Source organism: Bacillus sp. SCT118 (genome assembly GCF_058566435.1).
This window is the reverse complement of the sequence record NZ_CP191225.1, coordinates 2,638,179-2,663,553: the sequence shown is the minus strand read 5'-3', so window position 1 is coordinate 2,663,553 and position 25,375 is coordinate 2,638,179. Positions and strand designations below refer to the sequence as shown.

The following is a 25,375-nucleotide window of genomic DNA, read 5'->3' as shown; positions in this document are numbered from 1 at the left end:
GTAGAGACAGGTTGAAAAACGGATTGTCATATGATGAATGATTTGGAAGGGAAAAGGGATAATAAATTTTGACACATGAGGCAGAACATGCCGACGGAGTCAGAATAACAAATGGATGTGTAAGCAATGTTACGGTTGATGAGACAACAAAAAAAAGAAACATATTATCTCTGGATCGCATTATTTCTTCTTTTATTGTATGTATCCCCGCTTTTTATTTTAAAGGAAGATGCCCATATCCGGGTCCACGATAATTTAGATTCCAACATCGCTTGGTACAAGGTTCTGGCCGATAGCGGAGAAATCGTCGGCAAGGTTGACGCTGCCATTCCGCAAATCATTAACGGGCTGCCCCGGGATGCCTTTGGCACCGAGTGGAGCGGAATTGTTTGGCTCCATGCTTTCTTTTCTTCCATGACCGCCTATGCAATAAGCCAGACGGTTACAAGAGTTGTCGCTTTTTTTGGAATGTATGTGCTGCTGAAGAAACATATAATCCCGGAACCAAAAGCGGCTTTCATCCGAATTGGCGTATCGCTTGCATTTGCCTTAACACCTTTCTGGCCTTCGGGAATGCTGAGTACGCTTGGGTATCCTTTGGCACTGTGGGCTTTTTTAAATATCCGAAAAGGGGATATTTCATGGAGAGAGTGGCTGACGCTGGGCTTGCTTCCTCTATACTCAAGCTTTGTTCTAGGCTTCTTCTTTTTCCTGGCAGGGATGGCGTGTTTTTGGCTGTATGATGCCATTACAAAAAGAAGATGGAATTTGATGTTCTTAGGCAGTATTGCATTTATGACGAGTATCTATCTTTTCGTTGAATATCGGCTTGTCTATTCGATGCTCTTTGAACACGCACCAATGCATCGTATCGAATTTATCTCATCCAGGCATGATGTTTGGCATTCTCTTCGGCTATCCGTAAAAAACTTTGTCTATGGCCATAATCATGTGATGACCGTTCATACCGTTGTCATCCTCCCGATCCTGCTGGTCGTATTTGCTGCTCTGCTGTTCAAACGAAATCGGACAAAGCCAGAAAATGTTTATCTGTTTTTATGTGTGCTTAATTATGGATTGTCATTATGGTATGCGTTTTGGTTCAACAAAATTTGGGCTGTTCCAAAGCAGAAATTTGCCTTTTTAGCAGAATTTAATTTTGCCCGTTTTCATTTTCTTCGGCCGCTTGTTATATACGTGAGCTTTGCGCTTGCTTTATATCTCATTTGGCGGATGGGGAAAGGATGGCAATGGCTTGTGTACGCCGCAGTCGCTGCACAGCTAATGGTGTTGGCGCCTTTTAATGAAGAATATACGTATGGCGTTCATTACAACGCGCCGACATTCAAGGAGTTTTATGCATCGGAGCAATTCAAAGAGATTAAGGAATATATCGGACGTCCGCAAGATTCGTACAGGGTGGCGAGCATCGGACTGCATCCGTCTATCGCCCAATATAACGGGTTTTATACGTTAGATACGTATAACAATCTATATCCGCTCTCATATAAATATGAATTTAGGAAAATCATCGAAAAAGAGCTGGAAAAAAATTCTCGGCTGAAACAATATTTTGATGAATGGGGCAGCCGCTGCTACCTTTTTGTCGATGAACTCGGTAAACGATATGATTTCAAAAAGAACTCGAAGAAAACGATCAACAACCTTCAATTAAATACAGATGTATTTAAAAAAATGGGCGGCCGGTACATTTTTTCTTCAGTTCCGATCATGAATGCTGAACAAAACCATCTCGCGCTCGTAAAGACGTTTGACCATAAAGATTCCGCCTGGCGCATTTATTTATATGAAACAAGATAAGGAGGATTTCGATTGAAACAGTCACAGCCAGTATTAACCATCGTCGTCCCGTGTTTCAACGAAGAGGAAGTGTTTCAAGAAACAAGCCGTCAGCTGACAGAGGTTGTAGATGATTTAATTGAAGAAAAATTAATTGCTGAAGACAGTAAAATTCTGTTTGTCGATGATGGCAGCAAAGACCGCACTTGGGCTTTGATTGCTATGGAGAGCATAAGAAACAAGAAGGTTACCGGCTTAAAATTAGCCTGCAATGTCGGCCACCAAAAAGCGCTTTTAGCCGGACTCCATAAAGCGAAGAATAGGTCAGACTGCGTCATTTCGATCGATGCTGATCTTCAGGACGACATCTCTGTGATTCGGGATTTTATGCTGAAATATCATGAGGGCTGCGAGATCGTTTACGGTGTACGCCAGAGCAGAAAAACCGATACCTTTTTCAAGCGCACGACCGCGTTAGGGTTTTATCGTCTCATGAATAAGCTTGGGATTAAATTAATTTATAATCATGCTGATTTTCGTTTAATGAATAAAAGGTCCCTTGAAGAGCTTGAGCGTTATCCGGAAGCGAATCTGTTTTTAAGAGGTATTGTCCCTATGATCGGCTTTAAATCGGCCGAAGTTTTGTATGACCGCAAGGAACGCTTTGCCGGCAAAACGAAATATCCGCTGAAAAAGATGCTATCCTTCGCTTTTAACGGGATTACTTCATTCAGTGTCGCACCAATTCGATTCTTTACGCTTTTAGGGTTTGTTTTGTTTTTCCTCAGCGCTGTGGCAGGGGTTGGCGCGTTTATTCAAAAGATGCTCGGACATACGAATGCAGGCTGGGCGTCTCTCATCATATCCATTTGGTTTTTGGGCGGGCTGCAATTGATGGGAATTGGAATCATCGGAGAGTATATTGGAACGATTTTTTCTGAAGTGAAAAGACGGCCGAAATACGCGATTGATATTGATTTGTATAATGAGCAGCTGAGCCCGCTTCAGCGCCAGGAAAAAGAGCGGTTAGATAAAAAGTACAGTTAAACACGGAAAGAGCTGACTCCATTAGTCAGCTCTTTTTCTTCAACTGATGTAAAATAGCGCTAAGCGGTTCGTCTTGCGGGTTGCGGTAAAAATCAAAAAATGGGCAGCCCTGCTTCTTAATTCGATTGATGACCGTATCAATTGTAAACAGAGCGGGTGTTAAAGATGATTGCACCTCATGCCAGTAGAGCGGGGCTGCAACAGTCCCAAGCTCATTTCCTCTCGTCGAATAGGGACAGATAATCGTTTTTCCTTCTGCATGCTGCAAATAATCAAGATACAATTTGCCGTGTCTGTTTTTAATCAAGCGTTCAGTGGTAAATAGCTCGGGAAATGCATTGGTGCAGTACTCTGCGATCAACTGCGTAAATTGGCGTGTTTCTTCATACGTAAATGCCTCGGGAGACAAGGGAATATAAAGCTGGATGCCTTTGTTGCCGGACAGCTTCGGGTACGATGTGATGCCAAAGGAATCCAACAGCCGCTTCAGTTCATTTGCGGCCTGCACGGCCATAAGAAAGTCATCTCGCGAAGGCGGGTCTAAATCAATGACAATCTCAGCCGGACGCCTGCTTTTAATGGTTTGAAAAGGAACGTGAAACTCCAAAGCAAGCTGGTTGCAAAGCCATAGCAATGTAGACATATCCTCACAGACAATATGTTCATGGCTTCCATCATAGAAAGATTGAACAAAATCCGGCGCATAGTCCGGCTTGTTTTTTTGGAAAAATGATTCGCTCCTAGATCCATGCGGATAGCGGATGACGGTGACAGCCCGGTTTTTCAGAAATGGGAGCAGGTAGTCACTGACTTCAATCATATACTGAATAAAATCTTCTTTTGTTTTTTTATTCTTTTCAAATATGATTTTATCCAGGCTTGTGAACTGCAGCTTTGGGTGAACCGGTTTGGAGTGTCGTATGACTTGCGCATACGTGCATTCGGTCCAGTCCATTTGGAATTCGAAACCGACAAACGATACCTCTCTTAATGTGCCTTGGAGAATTGTTAAGTATTGAACAGCTGCACAAATCGAAGGTTCAAGCGTAAATCCGCCTGAGGGTGTTTGATGTCCGTGCTGTTCCATAATCTCGCGTATAGCGCTTTTTTCCTCATCGCGCATTCCGTGCGAGACAGAGGCAATCGGTGTCATTATTCCGTTTTTTAATACTGATACCGTCAGAAACCCGTTGTTAGGGTTGAACCCTGTTATGCAAACATAAGCTTGTTTAAAGTTTTTATATTTGAGCCAATCGGACGACCGCTTCTTTTCAAGCCATTTGCTGTTTGTTTTCTTCGCTACAATTCCTTCTCCGTCATATTTTATTACCATCTCCCAGAGTTGATCAAAATGATCATAACAGGGAATGGATTGAATGGTTTCTTTTGCGTAAGGATCTGGAGATGCAGGAAGCTTTGCTGCGGATATGAGTTCACGCAGCGATTTTTTGCGGTCCAAATACGAAAGAAGCGTTACATCTTCTCCGCTTCGCTCTAACAAATCAAAGGCGAGAAAGCAGCACGGCCGCGCGTTTGCCGATTCCTGAATCTTGTCTGGCCTTTTCAAACGCCCCCGCACTTGAAGGTGTTCAAAATCTGCACGACAAGGATTCACCAAACATACGATTTCACCATCAAGTGTCAGCGGAAGCTCTTTTTCCATGTGCTGAAAGGCAGTTTTGGCGAATTGTGTGATTTCAGGGAAGGTGCTGCTGAGCTCCACACCATTTCTGCTGGTTAAGGTCACACCTGAAGAATGGATGCGGAGAATACAGCGGTACCCATCATATTTTACTTCGTAACGCCATTCTGCTCCGATTGGCGGTGACGAAGTTAGGACCGGCTGCATGGTAAACGCCATGGGCTATGACGTGCCGGAGGCTTTTTTTCTAGTTGTTTTTTGTTTTTTATCTCCGGCTCCTTTCGGTTCAGCGGCTTGTGCAGGTGTGGCAGCCGGTGTCTCCCGGTTCGGCCTTCTGGTTCTGTCAATGCTGGCTTGCAGAGCGCTTACCAGGTCAATGACATCTTCACGAGGTGGCGCTTTATCAGGAGTGACGGCCGTTTCTTTATTTTCTAGCTTGTCGTTGACTCTTTGCAGCAGCGCCTGTCGGTACGTGTCTTCATATTTCTCAGGCTCAAACTCAGCAGTCAGTTGATCTATTAATGTGATAGCGGTTTGCAGTTCCTTATCGTTTACATTCGATTGATCAGGTACACCTGGGACATGAGCGGCGCTTCTGACCTCATCGGGATAATGGATAGACTCCATGACGATACAATTTTCATACACACGGAGAATCGCCAGCTGCTGCTTTGACCTGATTGTCATATTGGCGATACCGATCTTTCCGGTTGAGCGCAGCGCCTCACGCAGCAGGGTATAGGCCTTCGTCCCATTATCCCCGGGGCCGACAAAGTAGGAGCGGTTAAAATAAATCGGATCAATTTCCTGGAGCAGAACAAAGTCAACAATCTCAACCGCTTTCTCCTCATGCTCCTGTTTTAAGCTTTTTAAATCTTCGTCCGTCAGCACTACATATTTCCCTTTTACATATTCATATCCCTTCACAATTTCATCAGGACTAAGAGTTTTTTCGCAATTTGTGCAAACTTTCTCGTATTTGATTGGTGCGTGATCCTCTTTATGGAGGCTGCGCAGTTTAATATCTTTATCTTCTGTGGCCGCATATAGCTTGATGGGGATGTTTACTAATCCAAAGCTGATCGATCCCTTCCACATTGTATGCATATCGATAAACCCCTTTTTTTCTTTAGTGTGAAGAGAAGGAGTACGATTCATGTGTAGTAACTTATGGGTGAAAAAAAGCCAGCGCACTTATTGCGACGGCTGTTCAGTAATGAATTGTTCGAGCTGTTCCGGAGGTATTGGCCTGCTGAAAAAGAAGCCCTGCAAATGGTCGCAGCCTTTTTCAAAAAGAAGCTGCTTTTGAGCTGCATTTTCCACACCTTCGGCAATCACCTGCAAAGACAGCTGATGCCCCATGGCAATAATAGCTCCGGTAATTTGCTCTGATTTAGGATGGGTCTGAATATCGTCAATAAATGATTTGTCAATCTTCAGCCTGTGAATCGGGAAGTCCTTCAAATAGCTAAGAGAGCTGTGACCGGTACCGAAATCGTCAATACTGATTCTGATTCCTAATTCTGTTAGGGATGACAAAACCTTTTTGGAGTGATCGAGATTGTCCATTGTCATGCTTTCCGTCACCTCCACTTCAAGAAGCTGCGGAGGAAGCTGGTATTTATTAAGCGTATCCTTGATGAGGGGAATCAGATCTTTAGATTGGAACTGTCTGGCGGAAATATTAATGGCGACAGAAAGATCATAGCCTTTGTCATGCCAAATCCTTGCCTGCTTGCATGCTTCATCTATAATCCACTTTCCGATATCAATAATAAGTCCCGTTTCTTCTGCAACACCGATGAATTCTCTGGGCGGACGCAGCTGCCCGTCTGGTGTCACAAGGCGTATCAGTGCTTCTGCTCCTGTCATTTTTTGTTTTTTCACACTGAATTGCGGCTGATAATGCAAGACAAATCTATCGTTTTCGATTGCTTCTCTGAGTACCATCTCTTGGTTAAGCTTGACGGTTTCTTTGTTGCCGATTGAAAAAGAATAGTATCTGTATTTGCTTTTGTTTCGTTCTTTAGCCGCATACATCGCCATATCAGCCTTTTTCATCAATTCAAGGCCATCCGTCCCGTCTTTTGGAGATATCGCAATCCCGATACTGACAGATGTGACAAGGGTGTGATCTTGAATTTTGAAAGGTTTTTTGAATTTTTGGATAATTTTTCTTGCTAAAACATTTGCTTCGCCTGTTCCTGTATTGGCGTCTGTTAATATAATAATAAATTCATCACCGCCAAGACGGGCGATAAATCCGTTATCAGGGACTACAGATGACAGGCGTTTAGCTGCAAACTGAAGCAGTTGATCACCGACATTATGCCCTAATGCATCGTTAATCACTTTAAACCGGTTTAAGTCGAGAAAGAATACAACGGTGTTATAATGCAAGGAGTGCTCGCGATTCAGCACCTTTGTTAGATGAGAGATGGCATGCCTTCTGTTAGGTAAGTCTGTAAGCGAATCATAATGAGCCATTCTATGGATTTCTTTTTCTGCTTTGTACTGCTTCGTCATGTCTTTGCAAATGACATAAATGCTGTCTAGTTCCTGATTGACCTCAACAGGTATAAGCGTAATATTTAAGTGAAACTGGCCTTTTTCAGTGATAAGATCGCTATCGCTGTTCATCGCTTGTTTATCTTTTTTAACTTGCTCAAAAAGGCGCTTAATCTTCTGTGATGTGTAATTCCTCCAGTCATGCATGCTGAAGCCAAATTTGCTGATCATTTCCTCACCAGCGTGATTGGAAGATATTATGTCTCCTTCTAATGATAAAATAAAGATTGCATCAATATTGTGGACGATTAAAGACTGAAATCGCTGTTCGTTATCCTTTATGCGTTCGCTCTGTTTAATAAACTTTCGATCTGCATGGGAACTGAATAACAATAACGTTTGGATACAAAAAATAATTAAAGTAACAAAAATTGACCAATGAAACGTTTGTACCTCCATAGGGCTTCCGGGCGGAGCCATGTCCTTATGGAAAGTTGCCGCAAGCATCCCTGTGTAGTGCATGCCCGAAATCCCAATACCCATTACAATTGAACTGATGACTTTATAGAATATAAGATGCTCAGAATGTTTTTTCACGGCCAAGTCAAAGAATATTTTTAACGAGACGAAAGAGGCTGCAATCGCAATGATAATTGAAACTGTAAATAAAATCGGTTCGTAAATAATCATTACCCGGGAAATGGCAGACATTCCGATATAGTGCATAGAAGCAATAGATGCGCCAAGCACAACTGATCCGGTAAGCAGTCTGTAATATGTAAGAATGTGCCGGCTGACAAAATATAATGACACAAATGATCCCGAAACAGATGCGCCAATGGCTGCCATTAAAGGCATGAATTCATATTCCATCGGCATTTCCATATGGACGGCCATCATCCCTACAAAATGCATTGACCAAATACCGAATCCCATAATAAGTGAGCCGCCGATCAGCCAAATTTTACTTTTTAAGCCTGTATTGATGGTGACTTTCCTGGAAAGTTCAAGGGAAATATACGAGGCGGTACAGGCAATTAGAATAGATAAACATATGAGCGTCGTATTATATGTAGCGTGTATTTCCAAATGGAGATTCCCCCCCGTATCGTGTGTTCCAGTCTTGTTGACTCTCTTTATTATCGGCTGCTTAACCGCAGAGTTTCAGCCTTCAAAACGATAGAAATACGAGGGAGATCTATTTTTAGTTCAACTGACCGTGAAAAATGTGTTAAAATCATCTTGACGTTTTCCGAAAAAACAAAATGTATGATACATAAACATGAAACAAGGGAGTTGGTGGCTATCGAAGAGCTGGTTATGTCATGGATAGAAGCATTTAAAAGCTTATCTTATTTTGGAATATTTCTAGCGCTCAGTATTGAGTTTATCCCGGCCGAAGTCGTTTTGCCGCTTGCGGGCTATTGGGTATCTAAAGGCGATATGACACTTGCCGGCGTTGTTTTGGCAGGATCGCTTGGGGGAGTGGCCGGTCCGCTTACGCTGTATTGGATAGGCCGGTACGGAGGAAGGCCGTTTCTTGAACGTTTTGGAAAGTATCTCTTTATTAAACCTGAAGCGCTTGATAAATCAGATAAATTTTTCAAAAAACATGGGGGCTTTGTCGCGTTCAGCGGGCGTTTCTTGCCTGGCATCAGGACATTGATTTCCATACCGTGCGGAATTGCAAAAATGAATGTTTGGGTGTTTTCGCTTTATACATTCATTGCTATGCTTCCGATTACATTTGTATATGTTTATCTCGGTGTGAAGCTCGGTGAAAATTGGAAGGAAGTCGGCTCTATTCTTGATCAATACATGCTTCCGATCGGGATAGCGATTTTGGCACTGTTCCTGCTCTACTTACTGTTGAAAAAGAGGAAGAAACGCACGCATTCCGAACAATTATCTGTATTTTTAAAAAATAAACGTTGACAAATCATTGCGCTGCGCATATCATTGACGTATAAAATCATATTTCTTGAAATCCCAAAGGGGAGTAGCGTCCGGAATGTATTCCGGAAACAAAGTCGTCATTTCATGGATTGTATCCATCGGCTTTGTTGGCATGCCTGAATTCATGTCTAGCAAGACCTTTGCCTTATGTCGGCAAAGGTCTTTTTTGCATGGTCCGGCCGGCATAAGATCGGATGAAGAGAAAGAAAACAACTTTTTTGGGAGGGTATCATTTATGGATGCAGCATTATTATTAGAGTATGGTTGGGTTCTTCTCGTCTTGATCGGGCTGGAAGGGATTTTAGCCGCCGATAACGCGCTGGTTATGGCGGTAATGGTAAAACATTTGCCGGAGGAAAAAAGAAAAAAAGCGTTATTTTATGGATTAGCAGGGGCTTTTGTTCTGCGATTTGGCTCTTTATTCGCCATTTCATTTTTGGTCAACGTATGGCAGGTTCAAGCGATTGGCGCGATCTATTTGCTGTATATCTCAGCAAGCCACTTATTGAAAAGATATGTATTTAAGAAAGAAGACACACATAAAGAGACAAAGCAAAGCGGTTTTTGGCCGACTGTTTTAAAAGTTGAACTGGCAGATATCGCGTTTGCTGTTGATTCCATCTTAGCAGCAGTAGCGCTGGCGGTTACGCTTCCTGGGACATCACTCCCGAAGATCGGCGGACTTGACGGAGGACAATTTCTCGTCATTTTGGCCGGCGGTATCATCGGACTGGTGATTATGCGGTTTGCGGCTTCCATGTTTGTGAAGTTATTAAAGGAACGTCCAAGCCTAGAAACAGCAGCCTTTGTGATTGTCGGCTGGGTCGGAGTGAAGCTTGCTTTATATACGCTTGCCCATCGCGACATAGCGGTTGTTTCTGAGCACTTTATTCATTCTGGAATATGGAAGCTGATATTCTGGGGTGTCTTAGCAGCAATCGCGGTTTGCGGCTGGTTTATGTCAGGTGGGAAAAAACAGCCGGAGGGCGCACAAAACGAACAAAAAAACAGCACCCGTGAACGGGCGTAATCTGAAAGACTCTGCTTAAAAGCAGAGTCTTTTTGTGTTTGAAGCGTTTTCATAAGCGAAATAAAATAACATTTTTATAACATCTTTGTTACAAAAAACACGCATAAAACCCCCTTAATTCTTTAGAAAGGCACGAAATCATGTATAGGACGTCAGAATGGTTTGTCATAATTGAGACATTGGAAATCAATATTTCTTTTTCTCCTTTGCGAATCCCTATCAAATTAGCTATCATTAATGAGTAGTTATAGGGAGGAACTGAGGTGAAACCAGTGCTTAGCCTTTTGTTTAAATTGGGAAAAAAGAAGCAAACACTTGAAAAAGCTGTTGAGAGTATACAAAAAGGCAATAAAGATCTGCAAAATGAATTAATACAGCAATATAAGCCATTTATCGCAAAGACGGTTTCATCCGTTTGTAAACGATATATAGATGAAAAAGACGATGAGTTCAGTATTGGACTGATCGCGTTTAATGAAGCTATAGAAAAATATTCACCTGAAAAAGGAAATTCTCTGCTCGCATTTGCTGAGCTTATTATAAAAAGAAAAGTCATTGATTACATTAGAAAAGAAGCCAGAAGCGCACAAAATATAAATATTGATTTACAGGAAGGAGACGATCAGGAGTCATCACAAAGCCTGATTGAAGCCGAGCTTTCCATAGATGAATACCGCCGTCAGATTGAACAGGAGCAGAGGCGGGAGGAAATCCTCTATTTTCAAAAGCAGCTCAAGGATTATGGTTTATCGTTTAAAGAACTGCTTGAAAATTCTCCAAAGCACACGGATGCAAGACAAAACGCCATAAAGGTGGCAATGACGCTTGTTGAACATGAAGAATTGGCCGCTATCCTGTATACAAAGAAGCAGCTTCCAGTCAAACAGCTTGAACAGCTTGTCTCTGTAAGCCGAAAAACGATTGAGAGAAACAGAAAATATATTATTGCGATGTGTATTATCATTACGGGTGATTATATTTATTTAAAAGATTATCTTAAAGGGGTGCTGCACTCATGAGAAGAGGGATTATAGTAGAGAAAAATAAAAAATTCGTCACGTTGCTGACCCCTGACGGACAATTTTTAAAAGCCAAAAATGATCGACACAGCTATGAAATCGGAGAAGAAATCATGCTTCCGAGTGAAACACGCATGGGCAGAAGGGCCAGCTTTTTTGATTTTTTTAAACTGCGCCCTTTCAAAATGGGGATTTTTACGATGACTGCTATTATGCTTTTTATATTTATAGTTCTCCCCGTTTTTTCTAATAATAAGGCCTATGCGTATATGACAATCGATATCAATCCAAGCGTCGAAATGGCGTTAAACAGTGATTATGAAGTGATTGAACTGACGCCTCTAAACGATGAGGGACAGAAAGTCGTGAATGATATAGATGATTGGGAGAAGACTGATTTTAAAAAGGTGATTGACGATATTATAACCGACTGCAGTGAACACGGGTATGTAAAGAAATCGAAAGAAATATTGATTTCCACTGTTTATGAAAACACAGAAGACAATACATATAAAAAGGCTGTGAAAAAACAGCTGAATGATGTGACTGAAAAATATAAAACGACATACCGCATGGAATCTCTCGAGTCAGATATGCAAACGAGGGAAAAAGCGAAGAAAGAAGGCGTCTCAACAGGCAGCTACATCAAATCAAATGAAAAGAATGACAATAAAGATTTAAAAGATGACTCCAGCAAACCATCCGGGGAAGAGGATCAAAAGAGTGATGAAAATGAGGATGAAAACACCGATCAAACTGACACCCAGGACAGCAAGCAAGGAGATAATGAACAGCTGAATGATGCGGATTCCGGAGACCAGAAAGAAGATAAAGCGGATGACCAGATTGATGATAGTGACAAAGATAAAAAAATAAAGGAATCAGATGAAAACACAAATACCGAAAAAGATGGGGACCATGAGCAAACCCCAATACAAGATCCTCAAGATAAAGGAAATGAAAATAACGGCGCTGACAATGGCCAAAGCCAATATCACAGGGACTGGAACAATGGTGAACAAGGCAAGAACCGTTCTTCGTCCAGAAGGGATAACGCTTCAGACCGACGTAATCCAAACGGCTACAGCAGTGATAATAATTCAGCTCAAAATGAAGATTCGCCGAGTGCCCCCGGCGAATAAAGACCTGAATTTATTTAGTTGTGCCATTTAATTGTGATTGTGCTTGCTGTACCAGCCGCTTTGTCATTTCTCCGCCTACAGAGCCGTTAGCGCGTGCGACTGTATCAGAACCAAGGTTCACACCGAATTCTTGAGCCACTTCGAGTTTAAATTGGTCGAGTGCCTGCTCCACCCCTGGAACAACGAGTTTATTTCTGCTCGCCATCTTTTTCATCTCCTTTTTCGATAAAGAAATTCTTAACGCGTATTTAGTTTGAAATATACGGGGTTTATTTATGCTGGCAATTGTTGTGGAGAAAAATAAAACCCCGGCCTCTGAGCCGGGGTGACGCAGACTATAGAATGTCTGCTGTCATTTTATGTGCGGTTGCCTGAATATGGAACGTCAAAATGGAGAGGACTGTAATGGCGATAATTTGTCTGATTTTAAGCCATTGGCTGTGATTCAGTTCTTCAAAACGGTGACGGAGACGCTCTGTCTCCTGTTCGGCGATCTCCTGCAGATTTGATTCTTTCATAGAAGGAGTTTCTTGGTGATGGATGGCATCAAGCACATATGCGCAGCTTTCATAATAAGCAATCGGGCTGATGACATCATCAGATCTGTCTGAGATTGTGTTAAAGGCCACTTTTAAAATAGCCCGTATGTGTTCAAAGTCATAAATGGATTTTAAATCACGTACAATTAAAAGAATAACTGCCTGTTCAACTGAGTATTTTTTGCCCAGCTCAGGGTGTCCGATCAGATCCTTGATATCACGCTTTACCCAGTTTTGAATCGCGGTTGACTTTAACGAAGTCAGCTCGCACAAGTTGCCAAGCTCTACGATTTCATTTGTAGAAAGACCGTATTCTTTTTTCTGTTTTTTTCGTTCATATCTTGTAAGAAATTCAGGAATTTCTAGATGATTGGCTGCTTTTTCTGCTGACATATTCGCTGATTGGACGAGAATGTCGAGCGGGCTATGTTCTCCTTGTCCTTTTAGGGAATAGAGCAGCCGCACCATATCGGTTCGAGAGAGTTTAAAAATGTTCATTGTTCACCTCGTTAGACAATTTGACGCGGATATAGGTCTATGTATAAATTCAAAGTTCAAGCGTCAGCAAATTACATTAACATCATACGTCGAATTCCTTGCATTTTCAAATGGATGTTTTATAATTTAAATATACGGGTTCTTTTGAACTTAAAATAACGGAGGTTGTTATGGCGAAAAGAATTTTTCTGTTTATTCTAACGAATATTTTGGTGCTTACAACAATCGGGATCGTTTTGTCTGTTTTAAGCTCTGTTACAGGAGTCGGGACGTACTTTACAGCTGATGGCGGTATCGATCCAATGGCGCTTCTTGTGTTCAGTTTAGTTGTTGGATTTGTCGGTTCCTTTACATCTCTTGCGATGTCCAGATGGATGGCAAAGACGATGATGGGCGTCAGAGTGCTGAATCCGAAAAAACACTCGCTCAGCTATGAGGAACAGCAATTGGTTGATCGTGTTCACAGATTAAGCCGCTCTGCCGGTTTAACGAAAATGCCGGAAGTCGGGATTTACCGTTCACCTGAAGTAAACGCGTTTGCGACTGGACCGTCAAAACGCCGTTCACTTGTCGCAGTATCTTCAGGGCTGCTGGAGCAGATGGATGACGCGGCGGTTGAAGGTGTGCTTGCCCACGAGGTCGCGCATATCACAAATGGTGATATGGTAACAATGACGCTTTTACAAGGTATCGTTAATACTTTTGTCGTCTTTTTATCGCGTATCGCCGCTTGGATAGCAAGCCGTTTTGTCAAAGAAGATCTAGCGCCGATCGTTCATTTTATTGCAATGATTATTTTTCAGATTGTCTTTTCGATACTTGGCAGCCTGGTTGTGTTTGCGTATTCACGCCATCGTGAATTCCATGCTGACAGGGGAGGAGCGGATCTTGCCGGCAAGGATAAGATGATTCATGCGCTTCGGACGCTTAAAAGCTATTCTTCCCGGATTATGGAAGATGATCAGACAGCTGTCCAAACGTTAAAGATTAATGGCAAGAAGCGCTCTTCACTTTTCTCTACTCACCCTGATTTAGATGAGCGAATCAGACGGCTGGAAGCTAAATAATACAAACACATTGTTCCTCTGAGAGAATTCTCAGAGGTTTTTTATTTTAACCATTGACTAAAATCATAAAAAAATAAGCAAGTTAAGAAAATGTTTCGTAAAAGCCTTTAAAAATGGACCTAATATCTTTAGAATAATTACCGTACTTAAAAAGAGAGGCAGAAGGATTTTACATGAGATTAAAGTTTGGAAAATTGATACAGGCCTTGTCACCGGCCCAGCTGATCGCATTATATTATTTTCTTGCAGTTACTGTGGCCGTTATATTGCTGAGTTTGCCGGCGGCCCATAAACCGGGGGCGGATTGGACGTTTATTGATGCGCTTTTTACAGCTGTCAGTTCAGTCAGCGTAACGGGGCTGACGGTAGTTGATACAGCTGATACATTCAGCACAATAGGGATTTTTATATTAGCATTTGTTCTGCAATTTGGCGGAATCGGAATTATGACGCTCGGAACGTTCATTTGGCTGATCATGGGAAAACGAATCGGGCTGAAAGAACGGAAGCTGATTATGGTTGATCAAAACCAATCCCAGTTTTCAGGAATTGTCAATCTGATGAAGCAGGTACTGTTTCTGATCTTGTGGATTGAATTTTTTGGCGGGCTGATTCTCGGCACATATTTCTTAACCTACTATGACTCCTATCAGGAAGCCTATTTACACGGATTTTTTGCCAGTATCAGTGCAACGACAAACGGCGGATTTGATATTACCGGTAATTCGATGATTCCATTTCGCCATGATTACTTTGTGCAGTTTATTACAATGCTTTTAATTATATTTGGAGCGATTGGATTTCCCGTGCTTGTTGAAGTAAAGGATTTCCTGTTTTCAAAGCATCGGCGTTATCCATTTACGCTTTTTACAAAGATCACGACGATTACGTTCGGCTCACTTGTCTTGTTTGGAGCCATTGGCATCTTTGCCCTGGAAGCAAACCATGCGTTCGCAGGAAAATCATGGCATGATATTTTGTTTTTGTCCCTGTTTCAATCAACGGCAACCCGAAGCGGGGGACTGGCAACACTCGATATCAGCCAATTATCAGATTCCACACTCTTTTTTATTTGTGCGCTGATGTTTATTGGAGCGTCGCCAAGCTCAGTTGGGGGAGGCATACGTACAACGACTTTTGCTTTGAACCTTCTTGCGCTGTTTCATTTTGCCCGCGGCAATAAGGCCGTAAAGGTATTCAAACGGGAGCTTCACCCTGCTGACTTGATGAAGTCGCTTGTTGTCACGATGATGGCGATCCTGCTCGTTTTTGGCGCGACACTCATTCTGACCATTACAGAAAAACATTCCCTGCTGGAGCTTTTGTTTGAAGTGTGCTCGGCATTCGGTACAACCGGTCTGTCGCTTGGAATTACGGCAGATTTGAGCAGTGTTGGAAAATGTGTCATTATGATTGTCATGTTTATCGGGCGAATCGGCATCCTGACCTTCCTGTATCTGATCGGAAGAAAGGAAATTGAAGCGAATTATCACTATCCGAAGGAAAGAGTGATTATCGGATAGGCAAAACACCGCATATTTTGCGGTGTTTTTTGATTGCCAAAAAAAAGATGTGTGCCTTCTGTTCAGTTGGAGAACCTAACTTCGACAGGTGCAATTTACGCTCCTGCATCTTGAAGCGAGTAAAATGTCTGAAAATTGGCGAGGAGGATTCGTATGAAGCGTAAAGCTGAAGTGAATGAAGCCATTAAAAATAACAATACACCTACCGAGAGCATGGACCCCAATTCATATAAGACACAATATCATGACGACCCCAATTTTAGAGGGGCAAACCGCAATTCCAAACAGGGCCAGCAGGGAGGCATGTAATTGTGAAGAAAAACCGTCATAGCAGAGACATGCAAAATCATAAAAAGCCTATGAATAAAAAGGTGCTGGAGGAAGAGTTCTCAAGTGAACTTGGGGATTACAATGCCGGGAAGATCATCGAAACGCTGGAAGTCACCAAGCCTGAAAAGAAAAAAGAAAAAAACAAAAAACAACAATAAAAAAACCCTCTTAGGCGGCGTCCGCTTAAGAGGTGCTTTTCTATTTTAAATAAGCATTTTTGCCCGTTCCTCTGACAAATTGCAATAAGCTGGTCATCCTCAGCTCAATGAAGGGCTGAGCGACTGTCTTAACAAAGTTGCTGGAGAGGACTGATGTCAGGGCTGCTGTTAAAAGCAAGAGGATCACTAAGCTTTGATAGTCAGTAAGCCAATCCTCAAGCCCGACCTGCCGTAATGTTTTAATAATAAACCCGTGAAGCAGATACACGTAAAATGTCCGGGTTCCCCATCTGGTAAAGAAATACCGTTTTTGCGGAACAAGCGCTAAAAAGCTGAAGGTTGCCCCAAAGGCGAGTACATACCAGCCGATTCGGGATAATCCGCTTACCAGGGTAACGTCTCCAAATGAAGAATACGGTTTTGAACCAAACAGAAAAGAATAGTCAAAATCGATGCCCCAGCAGATGATGAATACTGCGGCAAGCACTCCGAGCGCAATTTGTTTGCCGCGTTTTGATCTCAATAAATCAAAATGATGTTTATTTAAATAAAAACCGACAAGGAACATCGGTAAGAATACGAATGTCCGTGACAAGCTCAGCGTGCTGCTGACAAAGTCCAGATAACCGATCAGCACGGCGATTCCGCAGCTGACAAACAGCGCCCACTGCTTTGAAAGCTTTGAAAAAGGATATAGGAGCAGGTTCCAAAAGAATAAGCTTACAAGAAACCATAACGACCATTGCGGATCAATCGGGTTCACATTTGCCATGCTTTCATCTTGCATAATGTAATAAAAGACGGAATAAATGATTTGGAAAATCAAATACGGAATAATCAGCTTGACCGCCAGTTTTTTTACATATCCCGCCCGTTTAAAGCCTTTCGCGAAATAACCGGATACAAGAATAAATGCAGGCATATGGAATGTGTAAATGAACTTGTAGAGGTAGAGCATAAAATGATTATCATTAATAAAGGAACGAAGGATATGACCGAATACAACAAGGAATATCAATAAAAATTTTGCGTTATCGAAATAACTGTCCCGCGATTTACTCATAGCATCACCTTCTCTTTCATCAGTCACTAAGAGATTATTCCCTGCTGGTACATATTTTAAAATAAAAGATGAAAAAGGAATCTAAAAAAATGCTGATTGTTAGGTCGATGTAAAGTGACGGTAAGGATCGTAGAAAATGTCTTCGTAATGTAATGGCGCTGAAATTTTCTGAAATTTATAGGGCAAATGAAGGAAGTTCCCGCATTTTGTAGAAATATTGAGGGATAGGTTTTGAAGAAGGAGTGTACATGCATGGAAACTCTTGGTGTCCAGACAAACTCGGAGCTGCGAGAGGAACTGAATCGCCTCAAAGAAGAAAACGCGCGACTGAAAAAGGAATTGAATCAGCATCAAGTGATTGTCAACAATACGCTCGATGCTATTTTTATTTGTGATAACGAAATGCGGATTGTTCAGGCAAATGAAGCAACAGAAAGGATGCTTCAAGTTGACTCGGAAGATTTGAAAAAGCGTTCTGTTTTGGATTTTTTGTTTTCAATCCCAAAGGATGAACTGAATCTTTCCGTAAAGAAGTTTTTTAAAAAAGGCTTTCTGTGGAAGGAGGTTCCGATCAGGCTTGATTGCGGGGCAACAAAATACATAGAGTTTCTGGCCAAAAGAGGCATTGGTGAGGATTTCTTTTTTGTTGTCATGAGGGACATATCTTCTAAGAAGATTCTGGAGCGGGAATTCTCTATGAATGAACAGCTTTTTAAGGACTTGTTTGACAGAGCAGTTGACGGAATCGTCCTGTTTGATAAAGATGGCGGTTTTATTGATGCCAATTTGTCCTTTTGTAAAAGCTTTGAAATCAATCATAATGAGCTGTCTCATTTATCTTTGTATGAGTTTATAGACAGCGGCTCACGAAAAGATTTCGACAATATCTGGAAGGCGCTCAACCGCAAGGGAAAAGCGAAGGGGGAGCTGCCTGTCAAGCTTCGTTCAGGAGTTCAAAAACTATTTGAATTCACGATTACATCAAACATCATCAGCGGTTTTTATATGTCCATTATGAGGGATATCACAGAGAAGCGGTCTATGGAGCTGCAGCTCTTTAAAAGTGAGGAGCGCTTCAGAGAAATCTTTGAAAATGCAATGGACGCCATCATCATCTGGTCGAATGACGGAAGAATCGTAAAAGCGAATCAATCAGCCTGTAAAATTTTTGAGCTGCCGATGAATTTGCTGTTGAAAAGAAAGCTGTGTGATTTTCTCGTTGACTCGCAGCAGAAATACAGCATAACGAAAAGGAAATACGCAAAATACGGAGAGATCAGAGAAGAGCTGCTGTTTCAAATGGGGAACGGGCAATTCAAAGAGCTTGAATTTACTTCAAAACGGACAATCCTTGAAAATCAGCATTTGACGATCTTAAGAAATGTAAGCGACAGAAAGCGGATGGAAAAGGAGCTTCGGGAAAGCGAGCTTAAATTCAGAAAAGTGTTCAACGGCTCAATGGACGGCAATGTATTGTTCGACAATCAATACAGGATCATCGACGCCAACCCGTTAGCAAGCCATATTTTGGGACTGTCACATGAAGAGATAAAACAGCACAGCCTGTTAGATATTATTTCTGCTTATGAAATAGAAAATCTGGCATCACCGGCAAGGCAGATTAATTTTGATGAAATGGACAACGAAATTCCATTTTTGCTGAGCAGCGGTGATAACAGAAAACTCGAATTCTCTTTTAAACGGAATATTATTCAAAATATGAACTTGGCTATCTTTAAAGACGTAACAGAGCGAAAAGAATTGGAGGAACGCCTGCGCAAATCAGATACCCTTCATGTTGTCGGCGAACTCGCAGCCGGCATTGCTCATGAAATCAGAAATCCGATGACTGCTCTTAAAGGCTTCATTCAGCTTCTGAAAGGGAGTGTCGAGGGAGACTACGCCCTTTACTTCAACGTGATCACCTCAGAACTAAAGCGCATCGAATCCATCATCACCGAATTCTTGATTTTAGCCAAGCCCCAGGCCATTATGTATGAGGAAAAACATGTTACCCAAATTATGAGGGACACGATAGACCTTCTAAATGCGCAAGCCAATCTCAGCAATGTACAAATGCAACTTGATTTAATTGACGACATTCCCCCGATTTACTGTGAACCGAATCAGCTGAAACAGGTTTTTATCAATATATTAAAAAACGCCATCGAAGTGATGCCTGACGGCGGAAATATTTTTGTAACGATAAAGGCATTGGATCCAGATCATGTTCTTATCTCCTTAAAAGACGAGGGAATCGGAATGACAGAAGATAAATTAAAGCGACTTGGTGAACCGTTTTATACGACAAAGGAACGGGGAACTGGACTTGGGCTTATGGTAAGCTATAAAATTATTGAAGAACATCAAGGCGAGATTATGGTGGAAAGTGAAGAAGGGAAGGGCACCGTTTTCCATATTACGCTTCCTGTCAGACAGAATGCTGAAGAAAGAAGGAATGATGAATGAACTACTATACGACAGCCGAAACGCCGCTCGGTGAACTTATCATTGCCGAAGAGGAGGGCCTGATCACTCGTCTATTTCTCAGTCAGGAAGATTGGGTGGATTGGAAAGAAACGGTTCAGAATACTGAGCACAAGGAAACACCTAATCTTGCAGAAGCGAAACAACAGCTTCAAGAATATTTCGCAGGCGAAAGAAAGACATTCTCCCTGCCGCTCAGCCAAAAGGGCACTCCTTTTCAGCAAAAAGTGTGGCAGGCGCTGGAGAGGATTCCATATGGTGAATCCCGAAGCTATGCGGATATTGCCGCTGCGGTCGGCAGTCCGAAAGCGGTGCGGGCTGTCGGACAGGCTAATAAACGTAACGACCTGCCGATTTTTATCCCGTGCCACAGAGTGATCGGCAAAAACAGTGCGTTAACAGGATACGCCGGAAGCAAAACCGAGATCAAAGCATTTTTGCTAAACATCGAGCGAATCTCCTATAAAGAAAAATAAAACATATGGCACGTTCCCTTTTTTTCACGGCCGACATATCATTTTATTAAGTTAAAAAAGTTGGTCTGATGAAAAAGGAGGACAAAGCAATTGAAGCCGAGCCGCTCTGAGAAACTTGCCGTTTTTGCCGAACTGTTTGTGAAACTGCATATCTTATCAAGCGCTCAAAAAGATGAAATCATCAATGTTAACAAAAAGAAACAAAAAAACCGCTGACTCGGCTCCAAATGAGCAAAGTCCAGCGGTTTTTTAATGCACCTTTTCTCCTCTAAACAGCTGTTCAATCTCTTCTTCATAGTTTCCGGTCATAATCCCTTTTTCTGTGATGATTCCTGAGATGAGATCATGAGGTGTAATGTCGAAAGCGGGATTAAAGACAGGCACATTGGATGGAGCGGTCCGAACTCCGGAAATCTGCCTGACTTCCTCGGGATCCCGTTCCTCTATCGGGATATCAGCGCCGCATTTGACCTTTGTATCAAATGTAGATAAAGGTGCGGCGACAAAAAACGGAATATCAAAGGCGTTTGCTAAAATAGCAAGACCGTATGTGCCGATTTTATTTGCCGTATCACCGTTCTTTGCAATTCGGTCGGCTCCGACGATAACAGCGGAAATTTGTTTTTCCTTCATCGTATGGGCGGCCATGCTGTCTGTGATCAGAGTGACATCAATGCCCCCCTGCATCAGCTCCCAAGCAGTAAGGCGTGAACCTTGCAGGACAGGCCTTGTTTCACAGGCATAAATGTGCAATCCCAAATCTTTTTGTTTGGCCAAGTAAAACGGAGCTAGCGCCGTTCCATAGCGGCTTGTCGCGATTGAGCCGGCATTGCAGATTGTCATGATCCTGTCGCCTTTCTTGAAAAGCTGCAGGGCGTTTTGGCCGATCAACCGGCACGTTTCCTCATCCTCGACCTGAATCTGAATGGATTCATGGACAAGGTTTGTTTTTGCTTCATTTACGGAAATCGCGTTTTCGACCGAATGACTCAGTCTCTCAAGCGCCCATGACAAATTAATGGCGGTAGGCCGTGAGCTGTTTAAATATTGTTTGATGTCTTCCAGTCTGCGGCGGAATTCCGTGACATTATCTGTTTCAATGTTTTTGGCAGCAAGCGCCAGTCCGAAGGCAGCCGTAATGCCGATCGCCGGAGCGCCCCTTACTTTGAGCGTGACAATCGCATCAAATACATCCTCTTTCGTCGTCAGCTCCAAATATTCCGTCTCATCAGGAAGCTTTTGCTGATTTAAAATGGTAATAGCTGTTTCTTTCCATTCAACAGAACGTGGAACAGCAAATGAATGGGTCATGAATAGATCATTCCTTTACAAGTAACTTAAATAATTCAATAACATCTGTTATCGTTTTGAATTCCGAACGTTTTTCGATAAAGGCTGTGCCGGTTTCGAGCGCCAAGCGTTTTCTGCCGATTCGTTTATCAAACGGCACGATCGTATCCAGGTCAGCTACATGGGCAAGGCCGATCGTGCGTCGTATCAGCTCACAGCCCGCAAATCCGATTGCTTCTTCAAAAATATGGCTGAGCGTATCAGTGAGGTAACCGTCGATGTTGGCGTAAACATCCAGACTGTCCTTCTGCCAAGATTCACTAAACGTCTCTTCAAACGTTTCCCAGACCTGGTTGACATGTTCATATAACGGCTCTCTGTCAGCCCCGTCACGGCTGAGTGCGTTCAAAAATAAGTTGGCGATAAATTGCCCTACATCAAAGCCGATCGGTCCGTAAAAAGCAAACTCAGGATCAATCACCTTTGTTTCGTGCTCACTTGCGAAAATGCTTCCTGTATGCAAATCACCATGAATCAACGTTTCCGCAGACGTTAAAAATGACTTTTTCAGCTTAGCGGCTTCGATTTTAACGCTGTCATTATTCCAGAGCTTTTCGACAAAAGGACGAAGCTCTTCTTCAAAATCATTTGTGTCATGGTCGAAGAAAGGATCTGTAAAAACAAGTCTTTCCGTAATGTCGCATAGCTCTGGATTTGTAAACTGTTTAACAAGCTGTTTTTTCACCTTAGGTTCAAGCGCGTAATCTGATGAGTAGAAAAGTGTTTTTCCTAAAAATTCACCGATGTGCTGCGACAGATGAGGATAGTTTTCACCCTCAATCAGCCCTTTTCTTGCGATCTTGAGGTGAGAGAGATCTTCCATGACGGTAACCGCCATTTCCGTATCAGAATAAAACACTCTTGGAACCAGGTGAGGCACATGCTCGCCCTGACGGATGAGAGCGCTGCTTTCGATTCTTGCACGGTCGATTGTCAGCGGCCAGCTTTCTCCCACCACTTTTGCATACGGAACCGCCTGTTTAATGATCAATGCTCTGTCATGTTCTTGATCATAAATATGAAAAACGTAATTTAAGTTGCCGTCTCCGATCTCCTGGCATGTCAGCGTACTTTTGCTTGGAAATAGGCCAAGCTTCACCGCCAACGCCACAGCGGAGCTTTCATTTAACGTTTCGTATAAAGGTGTTTTTGTGACTCCCATCATCATAACCTCCAAATATGTAATCCTTAATATGTGGCCGTAAAAAAGCCTCCTTCTCAGAGAGAAGGAGGCTTAACATTTTTATGTCCGCCTCTCTTATCTCTCAGATCAGATCTGAATGGAATTAGCACCGTGCCTTAAGAGACCAGCGTCTCGGCGCGAAAAAGCTGCGCCCCATTTCACAATGGAATTACGGTCGGTTGCTGTTGGGGTCAAAAGGCCAAATCCCTCGCCCAACTCTCGATAAGAGAATATATTCACTTGTTTGACAATTCTAATTTATCAGTTGATGAACATGGTAACAGGTAATATAGTTAGTTGTCAATATATTTTTTAATATAAATCTTTTCTGATATCATCGAAAACAGGAATGCTCTCCCGAACTTCTGCGCTTTCTTGAAGGTCGATTTCCGCTCGGACTATGCCTTCTTCCCGGCCGCCTTCAGCAAGTACACGCCCCCATGGATCAATAATCAGGCTATGTCCTGCAAATTCATTATCCGGATTTGAACCGGTACAATTGCAGGCTGCGACAAAGCATTGGTTTTCAATGGCCCGCGCAATAAGCAGGCTTTTCCAATGATCAAGGCGGGGAAGAGGCCATTCCGCAGAAATAAACAGCACGTTGGCGCCTTTTGTCGTATGTTTTCTGATCCATTCCGGAAAACGGATATCGTAACAGATCAATCCTGAGCTTTTGACACCGTCAAGCTCAAAGTATCCGTCTTCGGAACCGGCTGATAAATACAGATGCTCATCCATCAGCTGAAAAAGATGGGCTTTTCTGTACTCTTTAATGATTTGCCCTTCCTTATCCGCGATGTACATTGTATTATAAACATCAGAATTCTTTCTGACAGCGACCGATCCGGCGACAATATGAACACCATGTTTTTTTGCCGTTTTCTTCAGCCAGCTCTGAGCGGAGCGGCCGTCTTCGTCAGCGAGTTCATCAAGATTGGCCAGATCATATCCGGTCGTCCATAATTCAGGCAGAACAAGAACATCAGCATGTTTGCTTTCTTTTTCGATGAAAAATTCAGCTTTTTTTATATTTTCCGAAGGTTTTCCGTATGAAATATCAAATTGAAGACAAGATATCGTCCATTTCATCTTTTTAACACCCCAAATTTTTCTTTACTTTTTTCATTTAACCATATATGATGATGGACTATCATTTCAAGATTTTTTTAGAAGGTGAGAATAGATGAAATTTGAACAGTCTCATGTATTGAAGGAATTGCCTAAACAATTCTTCGCTTCTCTGGTGCAGAAAGTGAACCGAAAGCTCGCAGAAGGACATGACGTTATCAATCTAGGACAGGGAAATCCAGATCAGCCGACTCCTGAGCATATTGTTGAGGAGATGAAACGAGCTGTTGCTGATCCTGAGAATCATAAATATTCGTCTTTTCGCGGCTCATACCGTCTGAAGTCAGCGGCTGCTGCATTTTACAAAAGAGAATACGGCATTGATCTGGATCCGGAAACCGAAGTCGCTGTATTATTCGGCGGAAAAGCCGGTCTAGTCGAGCTCCCGCAATGCTTGTTGAATCCCGGTGATACGATTTTGGTTCCCGATCCGGGTTATCCTGATTACTGGTCGGGTGTCACACTTGCAAAAGCGAAGATGGAAATGATGCCGCTCGTAAAGGACAGGGCGTTTCTCCCTGATTACAGCAGCATAGCCGCTGAAGCAAGGGAACAGGCGAAATTGATGTATTTAAATTATCCGAATAATCCGACCGGAGCTGTTGCTACTTCCGAGTTCTTTGAAGATACCGTGCGTTTTGCGACTGAAAACGGAATCTGCGTCGTTCACGATTTTGCTTACGGCGCTGTAGGATTTGACGGCTGCAAGCCTTTAAGCTTTTTGCAGACTGAAGGTGCGAAGGATATCGGAATTGAAATTTACACGCTGTCAAAAACGTATAACATGGCAGGATGGCGGGTTGGCTTTGCCGTCGGAAACGCTTCGGTCATTGAAGCGATCAATCTTTATCAAGACCATATGTTTGTCAGTCTTTTCAGAGCGACTCAGGAGGCTGCAGCAGAGGCACTGTTAGCCGATCAGACGTGTGTGGCAGAGCAAAATGCCAGATATGAGAGCAGGAGAAACGCTTGGATCACGGCATGCCGGGAAATCGGCTGGGATGTAACAGCTCCTGCAGGTTCTTTTTTTGCATGGCTGCCTGTGCCTGAAGGCTATACTTCTGAGCAGTTCTCAGATCTTTTGCTGGAAAAAGCGAATGTGGCGGTTGCGGCTGGAAACGGCTTCGGTAAATATGGCGAGGGCTACGTCAGAGTCGGACTTTTAACAAGTGAAGAAAGACTTAAGGAAGCCGCTTATCGAATTGGCAAACTGAACCTGTTTACCCAAAAAAGCATTGACAAGACCTTATAACGATGGGATAATTCAAAATAATTTATAAAATCTATATTTTCTTATCAAGAGCAGGCAGAGGGACGAGCCCGATGAAGCCCGGCAACCGACTTATAAAGCACGGTGCTAATTCTTGCAGCTAGCGGCTGAGAGATAAGATTCGGACGAGAAACGAAACCTCTTTAGACGCGATTG

At 42.6% G+C, this 25,375-nt stretch carries 23 protein-coding genes and 3 riboswitches; of the genes, 14 read left to right on the top strand and 9 right to left on the bottom strand.

What is annotated here, in order from left to right:
* Nucleotides 1–126: 126 nt before the first annotated feature.
* Nucleotides 127–1,821 carry a DUF6044 family protein gene (locus ACQVGT_RS13490; protein ID WP_015483152.1) on the top strand — a complete coding sequence of 565 codons (1,695 nt, stop codon included), beginning with the start codon at nt 127–129 and terminating at the stop codon, nt 1,819–1,821.
* 12 nt (nt 1,822–1,833) lie between these two features.
* Nucleotides 1,834–2,847 carry a glycosyltransferase family 2 protein gene (locus ACQVGT_RS13485; protein WP_015483153.1) on the top strand — a complete coding sequence of 338 codons (1,014 nt, stop codon included), beginning with the start codon at nt 1,834–1,836 and terminating at the stop codon, nt 2,845–2,847.
* A gap of 25 nt (nt 2,848–2,872) precedes the next feature.
* Here the strand turns inward: ACQVGT_RS13485 and ACQVGT_RS13480 are convergent, their stop codons facing one another.
* The 3 genes from ACQVGT_RS13480 to ACQVGT_RS13470 all read right to left on the bottom strand — a co-directional run bounded on the left by ACQVGT_RS13480 (nt 2,873) and on the right by ACQVGT_RS13470 (nt 8,086).
* Entirely contained in the window at nt 2,873–4,708 is a 1,836-nt protein-coding gene (locus tag ACQVGT_RS13480) for a DNA ligase D (protein ID WP_015483154.1), read from the bottom strand.
* 3 nt (nt 4,709–4,711) lie between these two features.
* On the bottom strand, nt 4,712–5,596 hold the full coding sequence (ku, locus tag ACQVGT_RS13475) for a non-homologous end joining protein Ku (protein WP_015483155.1): 885 nt from the start codon (nt 5,594–5,596) through the stop codon (nt 4,712–4,714).
* A gap of 87 nt (nt 5,597–5,683) precedes the next feature.
* A complete protein-coding gene (locus ACQVGT_RS13470) occupies nt 5,684–8,086 on the bottom strand; it encodes an EAL domain-containing protein (RefSeq protein ID WP_015383494.1) in 2,403 nt (800 codons plus the stop codon).
* A gap of 180 nt (nt 8,087–8,266) precedes the next feature.
* On the opposite strand from ACQVGT_RS13470, the gene ACQVGT_RS13465 reads away from it, so the two are divergent.
* From ACQVGT_RS13465 to rsgI, 4 genes are all read left to right on the top strand, one after another.
* The gene (locus ACQVGT_RS13465) at nt 8,267–8,932 is read left to right on the top strand and encodes a DedA family protein (RefSeq protein WP_041518224.1); all 666 of its coding nucleotides are present in this window, start codon (nt 8,267–8,269) and stop codon (nt 8,930–8,932) included.
* 47 nt (nt 8,933–8,979) lie between these two features.
* Nucleotides 8,980–9,083: riboswitch (yybP-ykoY riboswitch) on the top strand.
* A gap of 105 nt (nt 9,084–9,188) precedes the next feature.
* Nucleotides 9,189–9,983: a TerC family protein gene (locus tag ACQVGT_RS13460; RefSeq protein WP_015483157.1), complete on the top strand. Its 795-nt coding sequence runs from the start codon at nt 9,189–9,191 to the stop codon at nt 9,981–9,983.
* Nucleotides 9,984–10,246: 263 nt separating this feature from the next.
* Nucleotides 10,247–11,002, top strand: coding sequence for an RNA polymerase sigma factor SigI (sigI, locus tag ACQVGT_RS13455; RefSeq protein ID WP_003245855.1), 756 nt, complete (start codon nt 10,247–10,249; stop codon nt 11,000–11,002).
* A complete protein-coding gene (gene rsgI / locus ACQVGT_RS13450) occupies nt 10,999–12,144 on the top strand; it encodes an anti-sigma-I factor RsgI (RefSeq protein WP_015383497.1) in 1,146 nt (381 codons plus the stop codon). The genes sigI and rsgI overlap by 4 nt, the downstream gene beginning before the upstream one ends.
* A gap of 10 nt (nt 12,145–12,154) precedes the next feature.
* On the opposite strand, the gene sspD is transcribed toward rsgI, so the two are convergent.
* Together sspD and htpK are read right to left on the bottom strand one after the other, a co-directional pair.
* A complete protein-coding gene (gene sspD / locus ACQVGT_RS13445) occupies nt 12,155–12,349 on the bottom strand; it encodes an acid-soluble spore protein SspD (protein ID WP_003218568.1) in 195 nt (64 codons plus the stop codon).
* Between the two features lie 130 nt (nt 12,350–12,479).
* Nucleotides 12,480–13,181 (bottom strand): transcriptional regulator HtpK, encoded by a 702-nt coding sequence (gene htpK / locus ACQVGT_RS13440; RefSeq protein WP_015483158.1) that lies wholly within the window; start codon nt 13,179–13,181, stop codon nt 12,480–12,482.
* Nucleotides 13,182–13,351: 170 nt separating this feature from the next.
* On the opposite strand from htpK, the gene htpX reads away from it, so the two are divergent.
* The 4 genes from htpX to ACQVGT_RS13420 all read left to right on the top strand — a co-directional run bounded on the left by htpX (nt 13,352) and on the right by ACQVGT_RS13420 (nt 16,259).
* Nucleotides 13,352–14,248 carry a protease HtpX gene (gene htpX / locus ACQVGT_RS13435; RefSeq protein ID WP_003232513.1) on the top strand — a complete coding sequence of 299 codons (897 nt, stop codon included), beginning with the start codon at nt 13,352–13,354 and terminating at the stop codon, nt 14,246–14,248.
* 173 nt (nt 14,249–14,421) lie between these two features.
* Nucleotides 14,422–15,771, top strand: a complete 1,350-nt coding sequence (gene ktrD, locus ACQVGT_RS13430) for a Ktr system potassium transporter KtrD (RefSeq protein ID WP_015383499.1) — start codon at nt 14,422–14,424, stop codon at nt 15,769–15,771.
* A 153-nt stretch (nt 15,772–15,924) separates the two neighbouring features.
* Nucleotides 15,925–16,080 carry a protein YkzP gene (gene ykzP / locus ACQVGT_RS13425; protein ID WP_003232510.1) on the top strand — a complete coding sequence of 52 codons (156 nt, stop codon included), beginning with the start codon at nt 15,925–15,927 and terminating at the stop codon, nt 16,078–16,080.
* A 2-nt stretch (nt 16,081–16,082) separates the two neighbouring features.
* The gene (locus ACQVGT_RS13420) at nt 16,083–16,259 is read left to right on the top strand and encodes a protein YkzE (RefSeq protein WP_003245411.1); all 177 of its coding nucleotides are present in this window, start codon (nt 16,083–16,085) and stop codon (nt 16,257–16,259) included.
* Nucleotides 16,260–16,299: 40 nt separating this feature from the next.
* On the opposite strand, the gene ACQVGT_RS13415 is transcribed toward ACQVGT_RS13420, so the two are convergent.
* Nucleotides 16,300–17,322 carry an acyltransferase family protein gene (locus ACQVGT_RS13415; RefSeq protein ID WP_015483159.1) on the bottom strand — a complete coding sequence of 341 codons (1,023 nt, stop codon included), beginning with the start codon at nt 17,320–17,322 and terminating at the stop codon, nt 16,300–16,302.
* 252 nt (nt 17,323–17,574) lie between these two features.
* On the opposite strand from ACQVGT_RS13415, the gene kinE reads away from it, so the two are divergent.
* The 3 genes from kinE to ACQVGT_RS13400 all read left to right on the top strand — a co-directional run bounded on the left by kinE (nt 17,575) and on the right by ACQVGT_RS13400 (nt 20,501).
* Entirely contained in the window at nt 17,575–19,791 is a 2,217-nt protein-coding gene (gene kinE, locus ACQVGT_RS13410; RefSeq protein ID WP_015383501.1) for a sporulation two-component system sensor histidine kinase KinE, read from the top strand.
* Nucleotides 19,788–20,285, top strand: coding sequence for a methylated-DNA--protein-cysteine methyltransferase (gene ogt / locus ACQVGT_RS13405; RefSeq protein WP_015383502.1), 498 nt, complete (start codon nt 19,788–19,790; stop codon nt 20,283–20,285). The genes kinE and ogt overlap by 4 nt, the downstream gene beginning before the upstream one ends.
* A gap of 90 nt (nt 20,286–20,375) precedes the next feature.
* On the top strand, nt 20,376–20,501 hold the full coding sequence (locus ACQVGT_RS13400) for a hypothetical protein (RefSeq protein ID WP_003232500.1): 126 nt from the start codon (nt 20,376–20,378) through the stop codon (nt 20,499–20,501).
* Nucleotides 20,502–20,534: 33 nt separating this feature from the next.
* On the opposite strand, the gene mtnA is transcribed toward ACQVGT_RS13400, so the two are convergent.
* The 3 genes from mtnA to ACQVGT_RS13385 form a co-directional block, all read right to left on the bottom strand.
* On the bottom strand, nt 20,535–21,596 hold the full coding sequence (gene mtnA / locus ACQVGT_RS13395; RefSeq protein ID WP_015383503.1) for an S-methyl-5-thioribose-1-phosphate isomerase: 1,062 nt from the start codon (nt 21,594–21,596) through the stop codon (nt 20,535–20,537).
* Nucleotides 21,597–21,603: 7 nt separating this feature from the next.
* On the bottom strand, nt 21,604–22,797 hold the full coding sequence (mtnK, locus tag ACQVGT_RS13390) for an S-methyl-5-thioribose kinase (protein WP_015483160.1): 1,194 nt from the start codon (nt 22,795–22,797) through the stop codon (nt 21,604–21,606).
* A 93-nt stretch (nt 22,798–22,890) separates the two neighbouring features.
* Nucleotides 22,891–23,047: riboswitch (SAM riboswitch) on the bottom strand.
* Between the two features lie 83 nt (nt 23,048–23,130).
* Nucleotides 23,131–23,910: a carbon-nitrogen family hydrolase gene (locus ACQVGT_RS13385; RefSeq protein WP_003232495.1), complete on the bottom strand. Its 780-nt coding sequence runs from the start codon at nt 23,908–23,910 to the stop codon at nt 23,131–23,133.
* A 94-nt stretch (nt 23,911–24,004) separates the two neighbouring features.
* Here ACQVGT_RS13385 and mtnE point away from each other — a divergent pair, with 94 nt between their 5' ends.
* Nucleotides 24,005–25,201 carry a methionine-glutamine aminotransferase gene (mtnE, locus tag ACQVGT_RS13380; protein WP_015383505.1) on the top strand — a complete coding sequence of 399 codons (1,197 nt, stop codon included), beginning with the start codon at nt 24,005–24,007 and terminating at the stop codon, nt 25,199–25,201.
* 38 nt (nt 25,202–25,239) lie between these two features.
* Nucleotides 25,240–25,340: riboswitch (SAM riboswitch) on the top strand.
* The last annotated feature ends 35 nt before the right edge of the window (nt 25,341–25,375 follow it).